This window comes from Lacrimispora algidixylanolytica (genome assembly GCF_003609635.1).
Classification (GTDB): Bacteria; Bacillota; Clostridia; order Lachnospirales; family Lachnospiraceae; genus Lacrimispora; species Lacrimispora algidixylanolytica.
Genome location: NZ_MCIA01000001.1, coordinates 308,395 through 330,434, shown reverse-complemented (window position 1 = coordinate 330,434; position 22,040 = coordinate 308,395). Strand labels below are relative to the sequence as shown.

At 35.4% G+C, this 22,040-nt stretch carries 23 protein-coding genes and 1 pseudogene; all 24 read left to right on the top strand.

The genetic code is table 11. The features are described from left to right. Positions 1-68: 68 nt before the first annotated feature. The 24 genes and pseudogenes from rlmD (at position 69) to BET01_RS01465 (ending at position 22,038) form a co-directional block, all read left to right on the top strand. A complete protein-coding gene (rlmD, locus tag BET01_RS01575; RefSeq protein WP_120194994.1) occupies positions 69-1,448 on the top strand; it encodes a 23S rRNA (uracil(1939)-C(5))-methyltransferase RlmD in 1,380 nt (459 codons plus the stop codon). A 587-nt stretch (positions 1,449-2,035) separates the two neighbouring features. Further along, on the top strand, positions 2,036-2,731 hold the full coding sequence (vanR, locus tag BET01_RS01565) for a VanR-ABDEGLN family response regulator transcription factor (RefSeq protein WP_120194993.1): 696 nt from the start codon (positions 2,036-2,038) through the stop codon (positions 2,729-2,731). 34 nt (positions 2,732-2,765) lie between these two features. Next, positions 2,766-3,281, top strand: a complete 516-nt coding sequence (locus BET01_RS01560; RefSeq protein WP_120194992.1) for a VanZ family protein — start codon at positions 2,766-2,768, stop codon at positions 3,279-3,281. A 24-nt stretch (positions 3,282-3,305) separates the two neighbouring features. After that, positions 3,306-4,361: a sensor histidine kinase gene (locus BET01_RS01555; RefSeq protein ID WP_120194991.1), complete on the top strand. Its 1,056-nt coding sequence runs from the start codon at positions 3,306-3,308 to the stop codon at positions 4,359-4,361. 137 nt (positions 4,362-4,498) lie between these two features. Then, positions 4,499-5,386: an ABC transporter ATP-binding protein gene (locus BET01_RS01550; protein WP_120194990.1), complete on the top strand. Its 888-nt coding sequence runs from the start codon at positions 4,499-4,501 to the stop codon at positions 5,384-5,386. Positions 5,387-5,389: 3 nt separating this feature from the next. After that, on the top strand, positions 5,390-6,634 hold the full coding sequence (locus tag BET01_RS01545; protein WP_120194989.1) for an ABC transporter permease: 1,245 nt from the start codon (positions 5,390-5,392) through the stop codon (positions 6,632-6,634). Between the two features lie 253 nt (positions 6,635-6,887). Continuing rightward, positions 6,888-7,580 (top strand): response regulator transcription factor, encoded by a 693-nt coding sequence (locus BET01_RS01540; RefSeq protein ID WP_120194988.1) that lies wholly within the window; start codon positions 6,888-6,890, stop codon positions 7,578-7,580. Continuing rightward, positions 7,573-8,640 (top strand): sensor histidine kinase, encoded by a 1,068-nt coding sequence (locus tag BET01_RS01535; RefSeq protein ID WP_243117091.1) that lies wholly within the window; start codon positions 7,573-7,575, stop codon positions 8,638-8,640. The genes BET01_RS01540 and BET01_RS01535 overlap by 8 nt, the downstream gene beginning before the upstream one ends. Before the next feature lie 270 nt (positions 8,641-8,910). Continuing rightward, positions 8,911-10,464 carry a radical SAM protein gene (locus BET01_RS01530; RefSeq protein WP_207667546.1) on the top strand — a complete coding sequence of 518 codons (1,554 nt, stop codon included), beginning with the start codon at positions 8,911-8,913 and terminating at the stop codon, positions 10,462-10,464. 63 nt (positions 10,465-10,527) lie between these two features. Next, positions 10,528-10,725, top strand: a complete 198-nt coding sequence (locus tag BET01_RS01525; protein ID WP_120194987.1) for an Apre_1838 family putative sactipeptide bacteriocin — start codon at positions 10,528-10,530, stop codon at positions 10,723-10,725. 95 nt (positions 10,726-10,820) lie between these two features. Beyond that, complete coding sequence (locus BET01_RS01520; protein WP_120194986.1) at positions 10,821-12,602, top strand: ABC transporter ATP-binding protein; 1,782 nt, start codon at positions 10,821-10,823, stop codon at positions 12,600-12,602. 480 nt (positions 12,603-13,082) lie between these two features. Next, entirely contained in the window at positions 13,083-13,502 is a 420-nt protein-coding gene (locus BET01_RS21940) for a transposase (RefSeq protein WP_243117090.1), read from the top strand. 69 nt (positions 13,503-13,571) lie between these two features. Then, positions 13,572-13,982, top strand: coding sequence for a VOC family protein (locus BET01_RS01510; RefSeq protein WP_120195325.1), 411 nt, complete (start codon positions 13,572-13,574; stop codon positions 13,980-13,982). 13 nt (positions 13,983-13,995) lie between these two features. Next, entirely contained in the window at positions 13,996-14,376 is a 381-nt protein-coding gene (locus BET01_RS22480) for an amidase family protein (protein ID WP_120194985.1), read from the top strand. Positions 14,377-14,408: 32 nt separating this feature from the next. After that, complete coding sequence (locus tag BET01_RS21800) at positions 14,409-14,666, top strand: VOC family protein (protein ID WP_207667545.1); 258 nt, start codon at positions 14,409-14,411, stop codon at positions 14,664-14,666. Next, positions 14,642-14,713 (top strand): annotated as a pseudogene (locus BET01_RS22475) (hypothetical protein); the annotation flags it as partial. The gene BET01_RS21800 and the pseudogene BET01_RS22475, both read left to right, overlap by 25 nt. Before the next feature lie 486 nt (positions 14,714-15,199). Continuing rightward, positions 15,200-15,784, top strand: coding sequence for a TetR/AcrR family transcriptional regulator (locus BET01_RS01495; protein WP_120194984.1), 585 nt, complete (start codon positions 15,200-15,202; stop codon positions 15,782-15,784). 132 nt (positions 15,785-15,916) lie between these two features. Further along, complete coding sequence (locus BET01_RS01490; RefSeq protein WP_120194983.1) at positions 15,917-16,174, top strand: zinc ribbon domain-containing protein; 258 nt, start codon at positions 15,917-15,919, stop codon at positions 16,172-16,174. Between the two features lie 141 nt (positions 16,175-16,315). After that, positions 16,316-17,515, top strand: coding sequence for a hypothetical protein (locus BET01_RS01485; RefSeq protein WP_120194982.1), 1,200 nt, complete (start codon positions 16,316-16,318; stop codon positions 17,513-17,515). Positions 17,516-17,532: 17 nt separating this feature from the next. Next, entirely contained in the window at positions 17,533-17,757 is a 225-nt protein-coding gene (locus tag BET01_RS01480; protein WP_120194981.1) for a hypothetical protein, read from the top strand. A gap of 457 nt (positions 17,758-18,214) precedes the next feature. Continuing rightward, the gene (locus tag BET01_RS01475) at positions 18,215-19,162 is read left to right on the top strand and encodes a GNAT family N-acetyltransferase (protein WP_243117089.1); all 948 of its coding nucleotides are present in this window, start codon (positions 18,215-18,217) and stop codon (positions 19,160-19,162) included. Between the two features lie 62 nt (positions 19,163-19,224). Beyond that, complete coding sequence (locus tag BET01_RS21490) at positions 19,225-19,386, top strand: hypothetical protein (protein WP_158584962.1); 162 nt, start codon at positions 19,225-19,227, stop codon at positions 19,384-19,386. A 325-nt stretch (positions 19,387-19,711) separates the two neighbouring features. Beyond that, a complete protein-coding gene (locus BET01_RS01470; RefSeq protein WP_120195323.1) occupies positions 19,712-20,545 on the top strand; it encodes a PRD domain-containing protein in 834 nt (277 codons plus the stop codon). Positions 20,546-20,655: 110 nt separating this feature from the next. After that, positions 20,656-22,038: a PTS transporter subunit EIIC gene (locus tag BET01_RS01465; RefSeq protein ID WP_120194980.1), complete on the top strand. Its 1,383-nt coding sequence runs from the start codon at positions 20,656-20,658 to the stop codon at positions 22,036-22,038. The last annotated feature ends 2 nt before the right edge of the window (positions 22,039-22,040 follow it).

The following is a 22,040-nucleotide window of genomic DNA, read 5'->3' as shown; positions in this document are numbered from 1 at the left end:
AATTTTAAATTTGCCATAAATGAAAGCTTGCAGGCTTCTTTGGCAAGAGTATTAAGATGGAGGATGTTATGTCAGAGTGGAAGAAAAATGACAGGATTGAAACAGTCATTGAAGATATGAGCGAGACAGGGGAAGGAATCGGTAAGACCGATGGATTCACCTGGTTTATTAAAGATACCGTAATCGGGGACAAGGTGGAAGCAAAGGCCATGAAGACCAAGAAGTCCTATGGCTTCGCAAGGCTGGAGAAAATACTTGTGCCTTCCAGTAACCGTGTAGAGCCAAAGTGCCCGGTTGCAAGGCAATGTGGAGGCTGCCAGCTTCAGGCCATGGAGTACAAGGAGCAGCTTATGTATAAGCAAAATAAGATATACAATAATCTGACAAGAATTGGCGGTTTCACTGAGATTCCCATGTCACCGATTATGGGAATGGACGAGCCATGGAGATACCGGAACAAAGCTCAGTTTCCTTGGGGAACCGACAAGGAGGGCGATATCATAACTGGATTTTATGCTGGACGTACACATTCCATTATTGGGTGTGAGGATTGTCTCCTTGGCATAGAGGAGAATCAGGAGATTCTTAAGATTATGAAAGCCTATATGGAGTGTTATGACTTACTCCCATATGAGGAGGAATCTCATAGAGGGTTGATGCGCCATACCTTGATTCGTAAAGGCTTTAAGACCGGAGAACTTATGGTGTGTCAGGTGATCAATGGGAAAAGTATGCCTCACAGTGAGAAGCTGGTAGAGGAGCTTCTTAAGGTACCGGGAATGACAAGCATTTCCTTTAATGTAAATAGAGAGAGAACCAATGTGATTATGGGAAGCCAGGTGGAGAACCTTTATGGGCCTGGATTTATTACAGATTATATTGGAGATGTAAAATATCAAATTTCCCCAATGTCCTTTTACCAGGTAAATCCGGTACAGACAGAGAAGCTTTACGGCACAGCTCTTGAGTATGCTGGACTGACTGGAGGAGAAACTGTCTGGGATCTTTACTGCGGCATTGGAACCATCTCCCTGTTCTTGGCTCAGAAGGCGAAGAAGGTGTATGGGGTTGAGCTTGTTCCACAGGCCATTGAAGATGCCAAGGAGAACGCAAAATTAAATGGTATGGAGAACGTGGAGTTCTTTGTAGGGAAAGTCGAAGAGGTATTGCCTGAACAGTTTGAGAAGAATCAGGTGCACGCTGATGTGATTGTAGTTGACCCGCCAAGAAAAGGGTGTGATGAGGTTTGCCTGGAAACCATTGTAAAGATGGAACCGAAACGGGTGGTTTATGTGAGCTGCGATTCTGCCACTCTTGCTAGGGATTTAAAGTATCTGGCGGAGAGAGGGTATGAGCTTAGTAAGGTTAGTGGGTGTGATATGTTTCCTCATTCTGGGCATGTGGAGAGTGTGATTTTGATGACATCTTGTAGTGACAAGAAGAAATAAGACTAAATCATCACAAAAAGTTGTGGTTTTAAAACCAAAAAATAATAGAAAATGTAGAGGCTAAGTTTTAGGTCAACTTTAATGACCCATAGACTTAGCTTTTTTATATATAATTTTGAAAGAATGGAAATTCTCAATGATTTTAACGGCAACCTGACCAACCTGTTCTACTGTGTAAAAAGTTAGACGCTTGCATCTCTCGAGGAGCTGGGCTTACGACCCATGAACTCCCGACATGAATTTGGTGTCCCTATCATCACGGTATCATAGGAATATCTTTTGCGGAAAGCAAAGTCAACCAAGGATTTTATCAGTCAATCTTTTGATTTTTCGCCCATTGGTAGATACAAAATCATATCTTTCTAAAAAGGTCCTATATTTGCATTGATGATTTGCGTTATACTATACTTCTGGAAATAATCAATAAAATAAAGTAAGGTATGTAGACGATAGATAGAAAATGAGATTTAAAAGTAAGAATCTTATGAAAATCTTAGTAATTCCTAATGCAAGAATTCATAAATAGAATGGCTACCTTTGATACAATAATAAGATACCTTAATATGCCTGAAAGGAGGATACCAGTTATGAATGATAAAATTCTTGTAGTAGATGATGAACAAGATATTGCAGACTTGATAGAAGTCTATTTACAAAATGAGAACTGTACCGTATTTAAGTATTATTCAGCTAAGGAGGCTCTTGTCTGCATAGAAAGTACGGAGCTTGACCTTGCTATTTTAGATATTATGATGCCGGATATAAACGGATTTGAGCTCTGCCGGAAAATCCGTGAACATTATACATTTCCGATTATTATGCTGACCGCGAAAGATGAGGAAACCGATAAAATAACAGGCTTAACTTTAGGAGCTGATGATTATGTGACAAAACCATTTCTTCCTCTCGAATTAATAGCCAGAGTAAAGGCGCAGCTACGCCGATACAAAAAGTACAATACCGGGAAAGAAGAACCGGATATAAGATCCACTATGTGCTATTCAGGTCTGGAAATAAACACAAAAACACACGAATGTCTGATCAATGAAAAATCTATCTTATTTACACCAACGGAATTTTCTATACTCTGTATCTTGCTTCAAAATAAGGGGACGGTTGTAAGCTCTGAGAAGTTATTCCGTGAAATATGGCAAGATGAGTATTACAGTAAAAGCAATAACACCATTACCGTTCATATTCGGCATTTGCGTGAAAAAATGGGTGATACCGCAGAAGATCCGAAATATATCAAAACGATATGGGGAGTGGGGTATAAAATTTAGCTTCTACAAGTTATGGAGAAAGGAATACTTTGCTATGGAGAAAAAAGAAAAGAGATTAAGAGCTATTGCTTCAATCCTATTTGTAATTTATTTAGTGCTATTGGTATGGATCATACTGTTTAAGCTGGAATTTTCATTGATTAATTTAGATTACAGAAGAAGTATCAACCTGATACCGTTTCATTATTCTACTGCTGTAGGTGAACAATTTCATATTGGAGAAGTTAGGGATAATGTCTTGATTTTTATTCCTTTCGGAATTTTCTTGTCTATGCTGGCTTTCAAAATGAAGCTACGAAGTAAAATTCTTATTCTTTTGGGTACAAGCCTTGCTTTGGAAACGATGCAGTATGTTCTTATAATTGGTGGGACGGATATTACGGATTTAATAACCAATGTATCCGGCGGAATCATTGGAATAATTTTATATGCACTCTTGTTGAAAATGGTCAAAGATAAGCAGAAAATAGATATATTAATTTTAGTGGTTGCGGCAGTCGTTACTGTTCTATTCTTGGGTTTAATCGCAGTCCTAATACTAGCCAATTAAAAATATATAAATAGAGGTATAGCAATGAAGAATAATATAGAAATGAAATTGCTTGTCAAGCTTTTTGTTACCTTAATCCTTTATACTTTGGCTGGCTATATTTTGACGATACTATTAGATTATGGATTCGGAAAATTTTCAAATTCATTTTTTCGGTGGTTGCAACTTAGAGTAGAAATAATCTATTTTCTATATCTGATTGTTGGCTTTTGCTGTTTTTTCTATCATTACTGGAAAAAACCATGGTTATATTTAGATGAAGTTGTCAATGCCACTAAAACCGTTTATCAACTAAATGACAGCTCAATTGAATTATCCGAACCGCTCAAAGATGTGGAAAAGCAGATGAATCAAATTAAAATGGCTGTCCTTCTCAGTCAACAGGCCGTAAAAGAGGCAGAAAACAAAAAGAATGAAATGGTAATGTACCTGGCGCATGATATTCGCACGCCGCTCACCTCTATAATCGGTTATTTGAGCTTGCTTCATGAAGCGCCTGACATGCCGGTGGAACAGAAAGCAAAATATATTGGGATCACATTTAAGAAAGCCATGCGTCTGGAAAAACTCATTAACGAATTCTTTGAAATTGCACGGTATAATACACATCAAATCAAGTTGAAGAAAACAAATATGGATCTATATTATATGCTTGTCCAGTTGATTGATGAATTTTATCCAGTTTTATCGGCTAAAGGAAATTATGCCATACTCCACGCTGATGAAACGCTAACGGTTTATGCTGATTCTGAAAAATTGGCCCGGGTGTTTAATAACATTCTTAAAAATGCAGCTGCTTATTGTAGCCCTGATACGGAAATTCTAATTTCGGCAGAACAACAACAGGATAAAGTTATTATTATTTTTAGAAACCAAGGGAACACAATTCCGCCAGATCAGTTATCCACAATCTTTGAAAAATTTAACCGTTTGGATGATGCCCGTAAATCAGATACTGGCGGTGCAGGGCTTGGTTTATCCATTGCAAACGAAATTGTCCGTTTGCATGGTGGAATAATTACTGCTGGCAGTGAAAACAATATGGTGACCTTCACAGTTTCTCTTCCAACCAGTTTTTAGGAAAATATCAATTGGATGTTAGGATTTTCTTAGGAAATTATTCTCTTCATCTTAAAGTATAAAACGTCCTTGCTCGGTAAAATAAAACAGAGCAAGGACGTTTGCCGTTGTAATTTAGAAAAGCGAGGAGAAATGACGTGGAACTGACAATTACAAATCTTAGTAAACAGTTTAAGGATAAAACTGCAGTTGATGATGTTTGCTTAAGTCTTACGCCGGGGGTATGGGGGTTGCTAGGGGCCAACGGAGCCGGTAAGACTACTCTGATGCGGATGATTGCAGATATTTTGAATCCAACCAGTGGGAAAATTCTTTATGATGGTAAGGATATTCGTACAATGGGAGAAGAATATAGAAATTTATTCGGATTCTTACCTCAGGATTTTGGATTTTTTCAAGATTTTACAGTAAAGGATTATTTAGAGTATATAGCTGCGTTAAAGGACGTTCCTGCAAGGGAAACGAGAAAAAAAATTGACAGTCTGCTGCATACACTGACCTTGGATGATGTAAGGAATAAAAAAATTATCAAGTTGTCCGGTGGTATGAAACGCCGGGTAGGAATCGCGCAGGCAATGCTGAATGATCCTAAAATTCTGATTATGGATGAACCAACAGCGGGCCTTGACCCCGGGGAGAGGGTTCGTTTTCGAAACCTTGTTTCGGAATTTTCCCACGGACGTATTGTTTTAATTTCAACCCATATTGTATCCGATATTGAATATATTGCTACAAAAAATGCAATAATGAAGGCTGGTAAAATTGTTAATGTAGGTACAACTGACGAATTGGTAAATCAAGTAAAAGGAAAGGTCTGGACTTGTGTTGTACCTGCCGAAAAGATAACTATGTATGAAATGCAGCTTCGCATTATTAACCAGAGAAGTGAAGGTAATAATCAGGTATCGATCCGTTATTTGTCAGATGAGGGCAAAACCAGTAATTCCGTATTGGCACCTCCTCGTTTGGAAGATTTATATTTATGGTTATTTCCGCAAGAGGAAATCATTGAAAGGGGGATATAGTATATGCGTATTTATTGCCTGGAAATAAAACGCGTGCTTAAGTCACGCCGTGTTATCATTTTATTAGTCATTGCATTATTAATGTCTGTGGTAATGGCTTGGCTTCCTGTTATCTATGAGGATATCAATCAATATGACGAAAACGGAAACAAAGTGGCCGAATTAAATGGTCTGGCAGCGATTACCTATAAAAAATCGCTACGTCTCTCCAATAACGGAGAAGTCACCCCGGAAAAACTTAAAAAGGCTTTAATAATCTATCAAAGTACAGTTTCACAATATGGAGAGAACAGTCTTTATAGCGGAGATTTTCCGAAAGGCCTATATATGGAAAAGGTTTTTCCAGTTGAATCGCTTTTAGGAAGACTGCCGGAAGCGTTTTCAAATCCGAAAACTGGTCAGGCAGCAAGTTTAATGGATATTGCCCCAGAAAAGACAAACAATTTTTATAAACAAACAGAACAACACTTAAAAGATATCATGCAGATGGAGCTTAAAGATCACCCCAAAGCACAAGAACAGGCCCTAAAAAAATATGCTGAGGTAAAAATGCCATTTCAGTTTTATACTGGATATTCAAGAGATGCTTTTGATTATGTTATGCTTTATATTTTCCTTCTAGTCCTTCTATGTACAGCGGCTGCCACGCCTACTTTTTCCAATGAATATCAAACGGGATCAGACAGTATTTTACGCTGTACCAAGCACGGGCGTTGCAGATTGGCAATCGTGAAGGTATTTGCTGCATTGACTGTTTTTTCAATCACATTTATTATTTGTCTTCTACTGCACTTATTAATTTCAAACCTGGCGTTCGGACCGGAATGCATGAAAACATCCATGCAGATGTTGTTTTCTGTTATCAGTCTGCCTGCGCTTAATTTAGGTCAGCTTCAAGCTGTCTTAACTATTGGAGGACTTGGCTCCTTGTTGGCGACCGTTAGTTTTACATTATTTTTGTCAGCAAAATTTAAGGATTCTATTTCAGTTATTCTAAGTGCAATTGTAGTGTGTTTGCTCCCCATATTTACGTATTCAGCTGGATCTGGTTGGCTTGGTTTTATTTTGCCGTCAGGTGGAATCGGTATGCAGAACAGCTTACTTTATCAGTTGACAGGCTTTAATTATCTTCATGTTGGTTCAATAAGCATTTGGTCACCTTATGCTATAATGGCGGCTACAGTAATTGAAATACCAGTATTTTTTTTCCTTGCTGTATCCACTTATTGCAAGCATCAGGTAGATTGATAACTATTAATTCATTTATAACTTCCATGCCCTTATAATAAGACACAGAGACTGTAACTGTGACTTACTATAAGGGCATTTTTTATTGAATATCAAGGCCTAAAGTAAAAGGGTATATTTGATTATTTGAAAAAGGCTATTAATTTTAGAAAAACATTAGTATTATATACGAAAAAGTTTAAGTTACATAATGAAAGTTACGTGCTATAATTATAGATAAATTGTTGTGGTTAGTAATAAGGGGGGGTTAAGTATGTCTAATAAAATTTTAGTTGTTGAAGATGAAAAAAGCATAGTTGAATTCATAGAATTATACTTGGAAAATGAGAATTTCGAAGTATATAAGTGCTTTACGGCCGAAGCCGCTTTGAAAATTATTGAAACAATAGAATTTGATCTCGTGCTCTTGGATATTATGTTACCAGGGAAGGATGGCTTCTTTTTATGCAAAAAAATCAGAGAAGAATATCGGTATCCAATTATTATGCTGACGGCAAAAAATGATGAAGTGAGTAAAATTAATGGATTAACATTAGGTGCAGATGACTATATTACTAAGCCTTTCTTGCCATTAGAAATGATTGCAAGAGTGAAAGCACAGCTTAGAAGATATAAAAAATATAATCAGATAGATGTAGAAGACTATTCTAGCGTTTTGTCATATTTAGGACTTGAACTCAACATCAAAACAAGAGAGTGTAATTTAAAGGGAGAGCAGCTTAACTTGACACCAAGTGAATATGATATATTACGATTACTGTTGGAACATAAAGGTGAAGTAGTTAGCTCAGATGAACTATTTAGAATAATTTGGCATGATGGTTATTATACAAAAAATAACACCATATCTGTTCATGTGCGCCATTTACGAGAAAAGCTTGGTGATAAGGCAGTAAACCCGAAGTACATTAAAACAGTATGGGGGGTTGGTTATAAAATTGTTTAAGGAAAATCAGAAGCATATAAAATGTAGCAGAAAACTGGTGTGCCATCTTATTATAAGTCTGTCTCTTTATATTATAGCTGGTTGGTTTTTGAGAATTATTTTTGATTATTACTCAAGCAATGTTCATACATCAATTATTAAATGGTTAACTCTTAGAATTGAATTAATTCAGTTCCTATATTTGATTTTAGGTTTTATTAGTATATTTATGTATTATTGGCATAAGCCATGGAGATATTTATATGAAATTATCGATGCTGCAGAGAGTCTATATAAAAAAAATGATTGTGTCGTTAAGTTATCTGAACCATTAAAAGAAATTGAAATACAAATGAACCAGATAAAGATGTCTGTTATAATGGCAGATCAGGCAATAAAAATTGCAGAAAGCAAAAAAAGTGAATTAGTTGCTTATATTGCTCATGATATTCGAACACCGTTAACCTCGATTATTGGATATTTAAGCCTAATTAAAGATATGCCAGAATTAACAGTAAATAAAAGGCAGGAGTACGCAGAAATATTACTTGATAAGGCTATGCATTTAGAGCAGATGGTAAATGAATTTTTTGAAATCACTCAATATAATACTCAGAAAATTGAAATTAATAAACAAAATGTAGATTTATACTATTTGTTTATACAACTAACAGATGAGTTTTATCCTATGCTGAAGGAAAAGGGCAACACTTTGAAGCTTGAGATAGATGAAAATTTGTATTGTAGTATTGATCCAGAGAAAATGTCTAGAGCATTTAGTAATTTACTGAAAAATGCAATTAATTATAGTTACTTAAAAACCGAGATATTTATATCAGCAGAGATTTATAATAATAAACTTGTTGTTGTTTTTAAAAATCAGGGTGAGACTTTATCGGATGAGGACTTATCACATATTTTTGAAAAATTCAGTAGATTAGTTAATTCAAGAACTTCAGGTTCAAAGGGAGCCGGTCTGGGTTTATCAATTGCAAAAGAAATTATACACTTGCATAATGGTGAAATTGTTGCACAAAGTAAAGATGAGACAATTACATTTATAATTACTATACCGATTTAATAGCAAATGATTCAAAATTTCTTTTCAATATTGGTTGATTGCTGTCTTGCAGACATACATGAAAGATTGTAACAATAACACAAAAACACTCCCTAAATAATAAAATTTTGCATGATATTTAATTAATTTTCTTAATCAATTCTCATGATTTTTAATATGAAATCTTAAAATAGAAATCTTTTTTGTTTGGTATCATAATACCAGACAAGAAAGATTTTTTCTTTGAGTAGCTTTCATCTAAAAGAGATTGACAATGGAAGGAGAATTAATATGGTCGCTGTTAACAATAGCATTAAAGACTTTTATCATGAACTTTGCTCCAGTGGTAGACCGGGTAGACTGGGTAAGGTTTTTAAAACGGAAAGTAACTATTATTTTCTGGATTCCGGAACAGGTAAAGTCGCATGTTTGAAAGAAAATGTATATAAAGTTTTGAACTGTCTGATGCAAAGCGATAGCTGTGAAGATTTGAAGGATCTTGACTTGAATAATGAGGAAATTGAAAATGCAATAAATGAAATAAAAGAAGCAGTGATGGCAGAGCATATATTATCAGCACCAGTTCTCAAAACATTAACCGGGTCCGCAGTAACTCACTTAAGGGAAACTTTAGAAAGTGGAGTGGAAAATGTCACACTAGAGGTTACGGAAAAATGTAATCTACGATGTAAATACTGTATTTATAATCCATCACATAAAGAGTATCGGGAATTTGGGCATAGAGATATGTCTTGGGAAACCGCTAAAAAAGCAATAGATTTATTAATAAGTCATTCAAAAGATGCAGAGCAAGTCCATATAGGCTTTTATGGTGGAGAACCTTTATTAAATTTTACATTGATTAAACAAGCGGTTGGATATGCAAAAAGTAATTTTAAAGAGATTACGTTCGCAATGACAACCAATGCAGCTTTGGTAACTGATGAAATTGCTGAATATTTATTGCAAAATGACTTTGATATTATTGTTAGTTTAGATGGCCCTGAGGACATTCATGATGCTAATCGAATAACCGTAGAGGGAACGGGAAGCTTTAATAAAACCGTTACAGGCGCTAAAAATTTATTAAACACACAAAGCAGGTTAGGAAAACACTCAAAAATATCTTTTAATATGGTGGTATCTGGTCCAAATTATGAAGAAAACTACAATAAAATACAACAGTTTTTAGAACATGAAGATTGGATTCCTGAAGATATTATGGTTTTGACGGCGTCTGTTGATCATGGTCCTAAGGATAGTGCATATTTTATTCCACAAGGTACTCAGGAACGTGAATTTACAGAAGGATCATACGATCCCTTAAATGAATGGGATTGGAATTGTCGAAGAAATAAGAAAAACGATAATGAAAAAATGGGGCTTTTCTCAGATGGTGTTATGGATAAAGGAATGTTAATTATACATAAACGTCTTTTATCAGAGTATCCAGTTAAGGCGTATGGAATGAACGGTTGCTGTGTTCCGGGGCAAAGAAGAATATACGTAACGGTTGACGGCAAATTTCTCCTCTGTGAAAAAGTTGGCAATATTCCAGATATCGGAAATGTTGATACTGGATTTGATTTTGAGAGTATTCAGAAATTTTATGTTGATGATTTTATAGATAACGCGAAGGAATTCTGTAAGGATTGTTGGGCAGTTAATCTTTGTACAATGTGTTATGTGAATTGTTATGATAAAAAAGGTCCTCATTTTTCATTTAGGCACAATTCTTGTCGTAATGAGAGGTTGTATTTAGAAAATAATCTAATACGCTATCATATAGCGTTAGAAGAAAATCCTGAAGAACTTATGGAATATAATAAAAAGGATTTTCATTAAGTGGTCAAATACGTTTGTTTTTACATAAATGTATTTAGAATGAAATGGAAAGGAGATTTAACTATGAAATTTATCAATCCAATCGGAAGAAACCCAGGAAGTGGAATTCAGCCTCAAGCGTGTACATGCTCTAGCGGATATGCTGGATACAGGGGTAATGATGATGGCTGTGTTCACTGTGGCTGTGGCTGTAGTGGCAGTGGTGAATATCGTACAGGTAATAGAGTAAAATCTATTAGTACCATACGTTCCTCATCATAATCAACTTGCCGGTGAAAGACAGTAGCATCTGGGAATAATTCTCAGATGCTACCTCTTTTCTAGCTAAATTATCTAAATAATATCTGAGGAATATAATGAATAAATTTAAAAGCAATATAAAATTATTTATATACACGATACGGTTGCTTTGTAAAATAAATAAAAAGATTTTTGCTTTTTCTGTCATACTGTCCATCATAAATGGGGGGTTCCCTATTGCCACTCTTTTATTAAGCCAAAGAATTATTAATGAGATCCAATTACTTAAAAAACCATTCGGTATTTTATTACAATTAATAATTATATATTTTGTAATATCTAGTATTGGAACTATATTGCAAAATATAAATGGATATATATTAGGCAAACTGAATATCATATTGCAGTATGGGATTAATAAAATTATTATTGAGAAATGTTCAAAACTATCCTTGGAAACGCTTGAAAGAACAGAGACGTATGATATAATAGCACGACTAGAGCAGGATATAGCTACGAAGCCGTATCAAACTTTACAGGCTATAATGAATATATTTTCTAATGGAGTATCTGCCGTATTAGCTTCTATAATAATAATTTCTTGGAATGTGTGGATAGAAATTATTTTGCTTATTATCTCTATTTTAATGTTTTTAGGTGAGATATTCATAGGAAATAAAGAATTTATTATGAAATACAAAAGAAGTGATAAGGAAAGAGAATCATGGTATTATTCGTATCTTTTAACTCATGACACGGCGTTTAAAGAGATAAAATCTTTTGGGCTGAAAAATCACTTTATAAATAAATATATAAAGCTGAGCAATATCTTTATCTCCCAATCCAACCAAATTGAGAAGTTTAAAACCATCCTAAATATATCAATTGCTCTCATCCAAGATGTGTTTAGTCTGGCAACAATGATTTTGGCAATCCATGCTGCTTATATCGGTTCTATAATGATTGGTACAGCTATGTCATATTTAAATGCAATCACGATGGTTCAAGGATCTACAAATGCTTTAGCGTCAGGAATTTATACTATATATAATTCAAATCTGTATATCAGATTACTAAAAGAGTTTTTGGAGGATTTTGACGGAGAAGAAGAGACAGACAATGATGCTAAATTAAAAGTTGAAAGAATTTCTTCGTTGGAATTATTTGGAGCTGGATATGATTATCCTGAATTTAAAGATGCTTTGAGGAATGTTAGTTTAAAAATCAACATCGGAGAGCAAATTGCTATTGTAGGGAAAAATGGATCAGGCAAGAGCACACTATTTAAAATTATATGTGGACTATATAAAACATCAAGGGGTTGCTTTTTGGTCAATGGTCAGGATATTAATAAATATAATGTTGAATCATATAGAAAAAGTACCTCAGTATTATTTCAAGATTTTTTGAAATTTGAAGGGTCACTAGAAGAGAATATTATAATTGGAGATATCAACAAGCAAGGTAATCCTGACGATATATATATGGCATTGGATAAAGCAAATGTAAATTTCTTAAAAAGTAATGGTTATTATGATCTGACTAAGACATTGGGAAATTGGTTTGACAATGGAAGTCAGCTTTCAGGAGGACAATGGCAAAAAATAGCTTTAGCTAGAGCTTATTACAGAAAAGCAGATGTTATTTTACTAGATGAACCGAGTTCGGCACTAGATGCAATGGCTGAAATGAAAATATTTAAAAGCTTTTTTGAAATAAGTAAAGATAAAATTGGAATTTATATAACTCATAGAGTGAAAATAGCAAAAAATGCCACTAAAATAATTGTCTTAGAAGGTGGTGAAATTGTGGGAATTGGTAGCCATGAAAAATTAATGGAAGATTGTTCTGTTTATAAGGATATGTATTATGAAGAGTTAAAAGATATTAATGGTTAAAACTGAATAGTTATGGTGTTATACCAAAGAGTTTATAAATTACATAACTGATAATAGATAGATCTACATGGTTTGGAGATTTTATTGATGTCAAGAAAGAATGATTCACCACAGTAGACCTATCTTACATATAAAAGTAAATTTTTTAGTGGATACTAGCCATAGGGTTAAAACTCTGTGGCTTTATTTTTAATGTCACACAAAAACCAAGCAATAAGTATACGGTAAATAGTTAGTACCGTGTAAAATAGTTGCATCCATGCGATAATACCTTCAAAAATCAAAGGAGGTTTATCCAAGAAACAATGGTGCTTACAAAACCAGAAAAACTAATTCTAGTGGATAAAGGTTTGAAGAACCAAGAAAACCAGCCACTTTTTAAGAAGTTATGCACCGTCAAAAGGGCCATTGCAACATATGTTTGTGTTCGTTTTTTATCTGCATTTATCGTATAATAGATGACAGAAAAGGAGTGGAAAAATGGTGAAAAAATATGCTGTTGATGAATTGAGTCACTTAAATGTAGACTCTATGAAGATCATCATTTTATCCATGCAGGATCAATTGGAACAATTGAACCAGAACATGGAACGCCTCATTGAGCAGAACGCAGTTGCAAACAACCAGCGTTTTGGCCGCTCCTCCGAAAAACTAGAGGTAATTGATGGACAGCTGAATCTGGATTTTATATTCAATGAAGCAGAGGCCCTTACCGAAACACTTTATGTCGTTGAGCCGGCGCAAGAAGATGTACTTCTTCCAAAGAGTCTTCTACGCAACAGCATTGCAACTCCATCACTTGTTGCAAGCATTTATAACGCAAAGTACGTCAACGGCATGCAGTTAGACCGTAATAATAAAGAGTATTTACCGAAAGTGAACGCTTTGGCAAGGGGTTGAATTTCGACATATAAGCACTTTTGTTATTCTAAACAATTAATTATATGATTATAGAGGAGATGGATGACATTGAACGGAAAAAATGTAAGAGTAGGCGCCTGCATATATGCTGGCAATATGGACAGTATGGTTCGATTCTACAGAGATACATTGGGCTTTGATACTCAATGGGATGGTGGAGATTTCGCAGGGTTTGAAACAGCAAGCGGCCAACTATCCTTGTTCATGTATAGCAGGGAAGCATTTGTGCAGGCAATTGGGGAGAGCTACGTTCCTCCAAAAGGAATCAATCAGACATTTGAAATTGCCCTTTGGTTGCCCTGTTTTGCCGATGTGGATGCGGAATATGTGCGACTATTGAAGCTGGGCGTGCAATTTCCAACTGGAGAACCTATAACCTATCCTTTCGGCATCCGTAACTTTTATGCTGCCGATCCGGAGGGAAACTTACTTGAGATAGGCAGTATGAGCGAAATGTAGTTCGGAAACTTGCTTGGCAACAGGGTCAGATAATGGTGGTTCTATTCGTATACCCGCCACCTGTTGCGGTGTTGTTGGATTGAAGCCGACCTATGGCCGGGTTAGCAGGCACGGTATTATTGATATGTCATGGCTACTTGATCATTCCGGACCTCTGACACGTAGCGTATTAGATGCCTCTTTGTGTTTGGATATTATGTCTGGACAAGACCAGAAGGACAGAGCAACGATTGATCATCCAATTCCAGGGATTCGAGATTATCAAAATAGCCTAAAAGGTGTATGTATTGGGTTGCCAATGCAACCGTACTCGGCATTGGGTATGTTTATGAGCGAAACGCAGACTGGAATACGAACATCTAAATTTGTAATCTGTGTAAGTATAGGATATTAACTTAATAGATATGGGGGAAAGAAATAAAATTTATGGGTCCTATTATACTGATTGAAGATCTTGAACTTTCAAAAAATTTCTATGAGAAGGTATTAAAGCAAAAAGTGATGTATGATTTTGGGGTAAATGTTTCTTTTGAAGGCGGCTTAGCCATTCATTTAAAAACTCACTTTGAAGAAACACACAAAATGAAAGGTTCTCATATCATTTCGTACGGATCTAATAGCGTTGAGCTGAATTTTGAATCGGAGGCATTAGATGATATATATATAGGGAACTCAAACAATTAAAGGTCGAATTTATAAATGAAATACAAGAAGCACCTTGGGGACAAAGGGGAATAACATTCTATGATCCTGATAAACATATGGTTTCAATTGGAGAAGCGATGGAAAGTGTAGTAAATCGTCTTTATAAACAAGGACTAACCGTTGATGAAGTAGTTAGCAAAACTGCCATGCCAAGGGGATTTGTAGAAAAAGCCATTAAATAGATATATCTATAGAAAGAGTATTTTATAAACTAAGGTGAACGTGGACCATTTAAAACAAATAATAAGTTACTCTGTTATCATTGTACCTTCTATCTGCTTAAGATTCAACAAAAGACTGTTATATTAGAGATGAACACACATGTACTTTGCTTTTCCTATTAAGTATCACACATTAGAATGATTAGAGTTAGTAGTTTTGACGTATCATACCCCCACTGTCAGCTAAATTTTTAGCAGACAGCGGGGGATTTTTCATATAAAATAGATACTTGACATAATTGTGCATATTAAGTAAAATAAGTAATGACTCAATGAGTCGGAGGTTATCGAATGAAACAAAACAAAAGGCAAATCCAAAAGGAAACTACTCGTAAACTAATTTTACAAACAGCTTATGAAGTATATTCGAAAAAGGGGTTTAGTGCGACTACAAATATGATTGCAAAAGAAGCTCAGATTTCTCATGGGAATATTTTTGTCCATTTTCCAACGGTAGAAAATCTTCAAATATGTCTTTTGGAACAATTCGGGATAGATATTAATGAACAGTTACATGAAATGTCAGAGAATAACAACAGCCTCGAGGATATTTTGTATGCCCATATAGAAGTACTAATTAGACATCAAGATTTTTACAAAAGACTTGTTTCTGAAGGCAGTTCCTTGCCTGAGCAGACAAAATATGTCTATATATCAATTCAATCATCCGTTTCCTTTCACCTAAGCCAAGTGATCGAAACATATCAAAAAAAGGGTAAGATTAAAATGTTACCTATGCATTTTATTTTCAATACCTGGTTAGGTCTTATACATTACTATCTTTCCAACCAAGATCTATTTGCACCAGATGGTTCTGTATTAAATAGGTACAAAAAGGAACTGGTCAGTAACTTTATAAATCTATTGGAAATTTAAAAAGAAAAGGATTACGGAAGCTTATGATATATTTTTTACTCGTAAGTGATCTAGAACAGGAAAACAGTTGTGCTTGGTAATCGGTTTGGAATAGCTGATTCTATTAAATAATGAATAAGAGGAGATAATTTTATGAAAACATGTATTTCTTGCGGTATGCCAATTGTAAAACTGGAAGATTATCCTTTAAATGATGAGACGAAAGATTATTGCATTCATTGTGCAAGGCCGGATGGCTCCATGCAGTCATTTGAAGAGAAAAAAGAGAGTATGGCTGTTTTTATTATGAAAACCCAAGGCTTTGATAATTTAGTTGCACATAATGCAGCAAAAGAATTAATGCGTAAACAGCCTGCATGGGAAAGTTATTTTGACATTGCAGATAAGTGATTTATGTCAGGTGGGATTTAGTAAAGGTTAGGATGTCTTGCCTTAAAGGAAGAAGTTTAATTATCCCAAAATTGATATATTTTATCAATATATACAGAATAAGATAAAACCATTTTTTCAAGAATGGAAAGGAAGTGTTACATGGCAAATATTTTTAGTCAAGGCATGGATACTGCATATCAGCGAAGAATTGAGCAAATAACGGCTGAATGCAAAAGTCAGAACATCGAATTAGTAGATGTAAAAGGTCTTATTCTACGAGAAGTAAATGAGGTAAAGTCTACACTCGGATCGGCTGTTACCTCATTTGTAGGTGGAAATGCGCAATATGAATATCTTCAGATTTATACGATGCGTCAAGGAAGTGATCTTCAGTATTTCTTTCAACCATTTAGTGGGTTAACGGCACTTCCTGGTCAGCATTTCAAGGTGATTCCCGGTTCATTAAAATACCCAATTCAGTACGGAATTAAAAAGAAAAAAAGTTTCTCAGATCATTTTTATGAATTCTTTATGGATCATATCCCTGGAGTAAATTTGAAGAAAATTCGTGCCTGTGAATTTCTATCTGAAGCAGAAAGTGAAACGTCAAATCTAAAAAGACAAAATCTACCGGTACTAAAAGAAGTTTCCCATGTGTGGCAGAACGGGACAACATTGATAAATCTGGATTGGACCTTTCAAGCATGTGCAATCAATCAAGATTCTACTTTAGTGTCCATGCAGACAGGAAGATACGGAATCTTCGCTGAAAAATCAGGACTAATTCAGTTTAATAAATTTTGCGCCTTTGTTTCAAGTTATGCGAAACATTTAACTGGGGACGGGTCAAGTAATGTATTAATCACCAATTCCTTTTTAAGCTACATATTTAAGAAAAATTATCTGAACGGGAAGACGGATAATTTATGGGGTGAAAGTATTGAATGGCTACAAACTAATAAAGTCAAGTTAATTGTAGAACATCTGAAAAAATTTGATCGTCTGAAAAAGCTCCACCTAAATGGAGATATGAACGAAAAAAAGATGGCAAATCTCAAAGAGTGTATTCTTAATAAGTATGGAATTAGTGGTGACGAAGTGATTGCAGCCGTACCCATGGATTTTTTAGGAAATATGAAAGGAGCAGCAGTGCTCACTGCTGATAAGTTATACATTTCAGATGCGGATGAGTATGAATGCTGTATCGATTTAGATAATATCTCAGATTACAACGGAACAAAAGGATTTACAGAAAGTACGATGGAACTGGTTTTGGCAGATGGTAGTACAACTGAAGTTAAGATAGAACTTGCCAGCGAAGTTATGAATGCTTTCTTTACACAATACTGCTATCTATAAAGAAAGGAGGCGTAACTATGGGCGTATCAATGTTAGATAAAGTGATTAATATAAGTGCTTGCGTATTCCTTTTAGGAGGTGTTTCTTTATCACTTTCAATTGTCAATCTTCAATTCAAGTTTATGAGCTTTTTAGGCGATTACAAAAGCATGTTTGATTATACGGCATTGGGGTTGGGTCTTTTGGTATGTATAGTAGCTACACAAATTAAAAAGCATAAGAAAAAAAATTCCATTGATTGATTTAGTATGCGATGACATTTTTAGACGAGAACCGGAACGTTCAGGCTTAATAAGAATATAATTGTCTTAACGTTAGGCGATATAGTGCATGGAATATAGGTAAATAGTGTGAGCTTTAAGGAGTACTGTGAAAAGGTACTCCTTTTCGTGTTAAAAAAGGTTTTTGTGGCATTCGCCTTAAAACGCTAATTTACAACAAATGTACATATAAAATAAGACTTATACAGTCCCTAATTATTATGATACAAAAGCATAAGATTATAGGTTTTTTATTCACGTTTGCGATAATTCATTTTATTAAAAAGTGCATTTTACATGAATCTAGAGTGAAATAGGTGTAAAATACAAGAATTAACAATGACAAAGGCACGATAAGATAGTATAATAAGAGGGTAGCTTTAAAAAGTCATTAGCAATACCCAATGAAAAACGTTGATACATTCCATAAGGAGGACTTTTGAGTAAAACAATAAATGACCCCTGGATCAAACTTAAAAACAGCCTGAACCAAGAGGAATATGAGCTGATTCATGCACTAGAGATGCTATGTGTTCTTGAGGATCAAGTCGCTTTTAAGCTTGAACTTGATTATAAACTTATGGATAAAGGAAATAGCACGGATAAAGGAAATAGCACGGATAAAGTATGCTTGCGCAACATCAATGATTTTATGTACTTTGATGGTGAACAGTTGATTGGATATATTGGCATATGCTACTTTGGTGGCGCAGCTATGGAAATTAACGGTATGGTGCACCCTGATTATAGACGGCAGGGGATTTTTTCTAAGCTTCTAAAGCTGGCCATTTCCGAATGCAAAGGGAGAAATGCAGGTAGTATACTTGCTTTGTGTGATAACAAATCTGTCTCTGGCCTGAGATTCTTAGATAGGGCAGGAGCAGTTTATCAATCTTCTGAATTTGAGATGTATCTGAATCAGGAGGCCTATGAGAAAATTCAGAAGCAGACCCATGACATTATCTTTAGAAAAGCAACCAATGAAGATGTCAGTGAAATAACCAGACAAGATCAGATTTATTTTGGTGATGACACGGATGAAGAGAATGGGGATGATGTTGAAAACGGAATCATTCTACCGGAAGACGAGGAAAAACGAGGTAATATAGTTTATCTGGTGCAAATAGAGGATGAAGTGATTGGCAAGGTCAAGCTGGAATTAATCAATGGAATCACCGGAGGAATCTACGGATTAGGAGTACTGCCGGAACACCGTAGTAAGGGATATGGACGGGCCATCTTGTTAAAATCCATAGAAAAACTCAAGGAGGCAAAAGCTGCGGAAATTATGCTACAGGTTGCCACAGAGAATTCCAAGGCCCTCAACTTGTATCAATCCTGCGGATTCCAGGAAACATCCAGAATGGATTATTTTGAGATAAAATGAATCTACAAAGACACATTTAGAAACTAAGAACAATTAATTTATATTTGAATGGAGAAAACAAAATGTCAGTAAATGATATGGAAAAAATGAAGAAATTTTTAGAAGAGAAGAAAGCCAAAGGCGGTTATTTAAAGGCTGAGAAAAAGATTGGTTCTGGTACCGTTGAAAAAAGACATAAGAATATTGGAATTGATTCAACAAGGACTCATAAAATATCACAGTAGGACTGAGAACCAAGAATTGAAAAGTCGGCAAGCGTTTTAAATATGCTTGAGCCGGCTTTTTGTGATAGAAGCAATTTAAAAGATGATTTAAAAGAAAGCGAAAAGTGAATGCTTAAGTTCGAGAAATCAATTTAATTGTTTCTTGTATAAATTGCACAAAAATATAAATTTATTTTGATTAAAACTGACATGTTGACATAACAATGCTTATCAATTATAATAATCGTAGAAGTAAGGTTTGTTACTCTTTGAGGCATCACCTGTTTTATTTGGTGTGCTATCAAGGAGTTTTTTGTTATCTAAAACTATGATGAAAGGAATAATCATGAAGGCGATTAAGAAAATCAACAACAATGTGGCAGTATGTGAAGATAATAATAAAAAAGAACTGATTGCCTTTGGAAAAGGCATCGGATTCCCTTCTATGCCCTATGAGATAACAGACCTTGGTTCCATTACTATGACATTCTATCGGATGGATAAAAGCTATTACAAGTTGTTGGAGGAAATCCCGGAGGAAGTGTTTGAGGTGTCAGCCTTAATTGTAAAGAGGGCTCAGAATACTCTGGACTGCAAGCTAAACCCCAACCTGTTGCCAGGACTTGCTGATCATATTAATTTTGCATTGATTCGTCTAAAGAAATTTAAGAAGATGAAGATGTTATTTTCCTATGACGTGGAGCAGCTTTATCCAGAAGAGACGAAACTAGGTAAATATGCAGTGGACTTGATTCAAAAAAAGCTTTTGGTAAAACTACCGGAAAGCGAGATCACAAACATTGCCATGCATTTTGTCAATGCAGAAGAAGAAAACATCAGCGAATCCTCAGAATGGAATGTGGAATTATTAATTGATGAAATTACAAATAAAATCGAAATATGGTTTGAAGTCTCTATTGATCGGAAGGGATTTAATTATAACCGATTTGTAATGCATCTTAGATATTGTCTGAAGCGGATTGAGGAGAAGAAACAATTTGTCGACGATAACGGAACGCTTTTTACAGTTATGAAGGAAGAAAGCCCCAGAATCTATGAATGTGCAGTGAAGATAAGCTCCATGATAGAAAATAAGTTACAAGCACAAATTACACAAGATGAGATTTTGTATCTGATGATACACATGAGTCGAATCTTAAAAAATAATACAGCAAATTAAGGATTGTTACTCTTAGGGAGGCATTACCGGAGCTGACGCAGGGATTATTGCGTCTCTTCGGTTTTTTTAATTTCTTAATGATGAATCAATATAAGAAAGGGAGAAACGTTATGGCAAAAAAAGAAAGGTATGAAGAACTTGCTGGGAAAGTACTGGAACTCATTGGAGGAAAAGACAATATCAGTTACTTTGGTCATTGCATGACACGTTTGAGGTTTAATTTAAAAGACACCAGCATTGCTCACATTGAAGAAATTAAGAAGATAGAAGGAGTCATAGGCGCTCAATGGTCCAATGAACAATTACAGATCATTATTGGGCAATCCGTTGGTGATGCATATAAGCTGATCTGTGAAAAGGCTGGACTGGCTGCTGAAAAAACGGTAGATGAAAATCTAGATGACAAAAAGAAAAAGTTTAGCTTAAGTGCTGTTTTAGACGGAATCTCCGGAAGCTTAATGCCATTGATCCCAGCGCTTATTGGCGCCGGTATGTTAAAAGTTATTATCATACTAGGGGAATTGATTGGAATTTTGACCCCTGATATGCCAACTTATTCGGTATTGACCTTTGCATCGGATGCAGGATTTTATTTCCTTCCTGTCTTCTTAGGTGCGACAGCCGCCAATAAATTTAAGACCAACATGGGACTAGGTATGTTGCTAGGAGCAATTTTAATCCACCCGAAAATGGTGTCAAGTGTTGCGGAAGGGGTAGGAATGTCTATCTTCGGTCTTCCGGTTTATGCGACCTCTTATGCAAGTACCATTTTCCCGGTCATTATGGCAGTATTTATCATGTCCTATGTGGAGAAGTTTTTTAGGAAGATTTCAAGAGATTCCATAAAAGCCATTGTTGTGCCTCTGGGAACTATTTTAGTCATGCTTCCATTGACGTTATGTCTCATTGGACCAGCCGGTTCATTTTTAGGAGTTTATTTAGCAAAAGGAATTATGTTTTTATATAACACCACCGGTTTCTTTGGTGTGGCATTGCTGGCAGCCGTATATCCGCTGTTAGTAATTACTGGAATGCATGGCGCATTATTCCCATATATGATGCAATCCTTTGCAACCTTCGGTTATGAGCCCATTGTTTGTGCGGCAGCCGTTATTGCAAATATTAATCAGGGAGCAGCCGCAGCAGCGGTAGCAGTAAAATGTAAAGACAAAAAGACAAAATCAACGGCGGCCTCCAGTGCCATCACAGCAATTATTGGTGGAGTGACCGAGCCAGCCATGTTTGGTATTAACTTAAGGTTAAAGAAGCCGTTATATGCAGTCATCATTGGAAACTTTTGCGGTGCGGCCTTTGCAGGTTTGATGAAAGTATATGCTTATGCCTTATCTGGAAGCGCAGGAATCTTTGGAGTTCCAGGGTTTATAGGACCTACGGCTTTAAATGTAGTTTATATGGGCATTAGTCTTTTAATCGGTTTTATCGTGACATTTGTAGTAACATTATTTATGTACAAAGGTGAAAGTATCTATTAAAT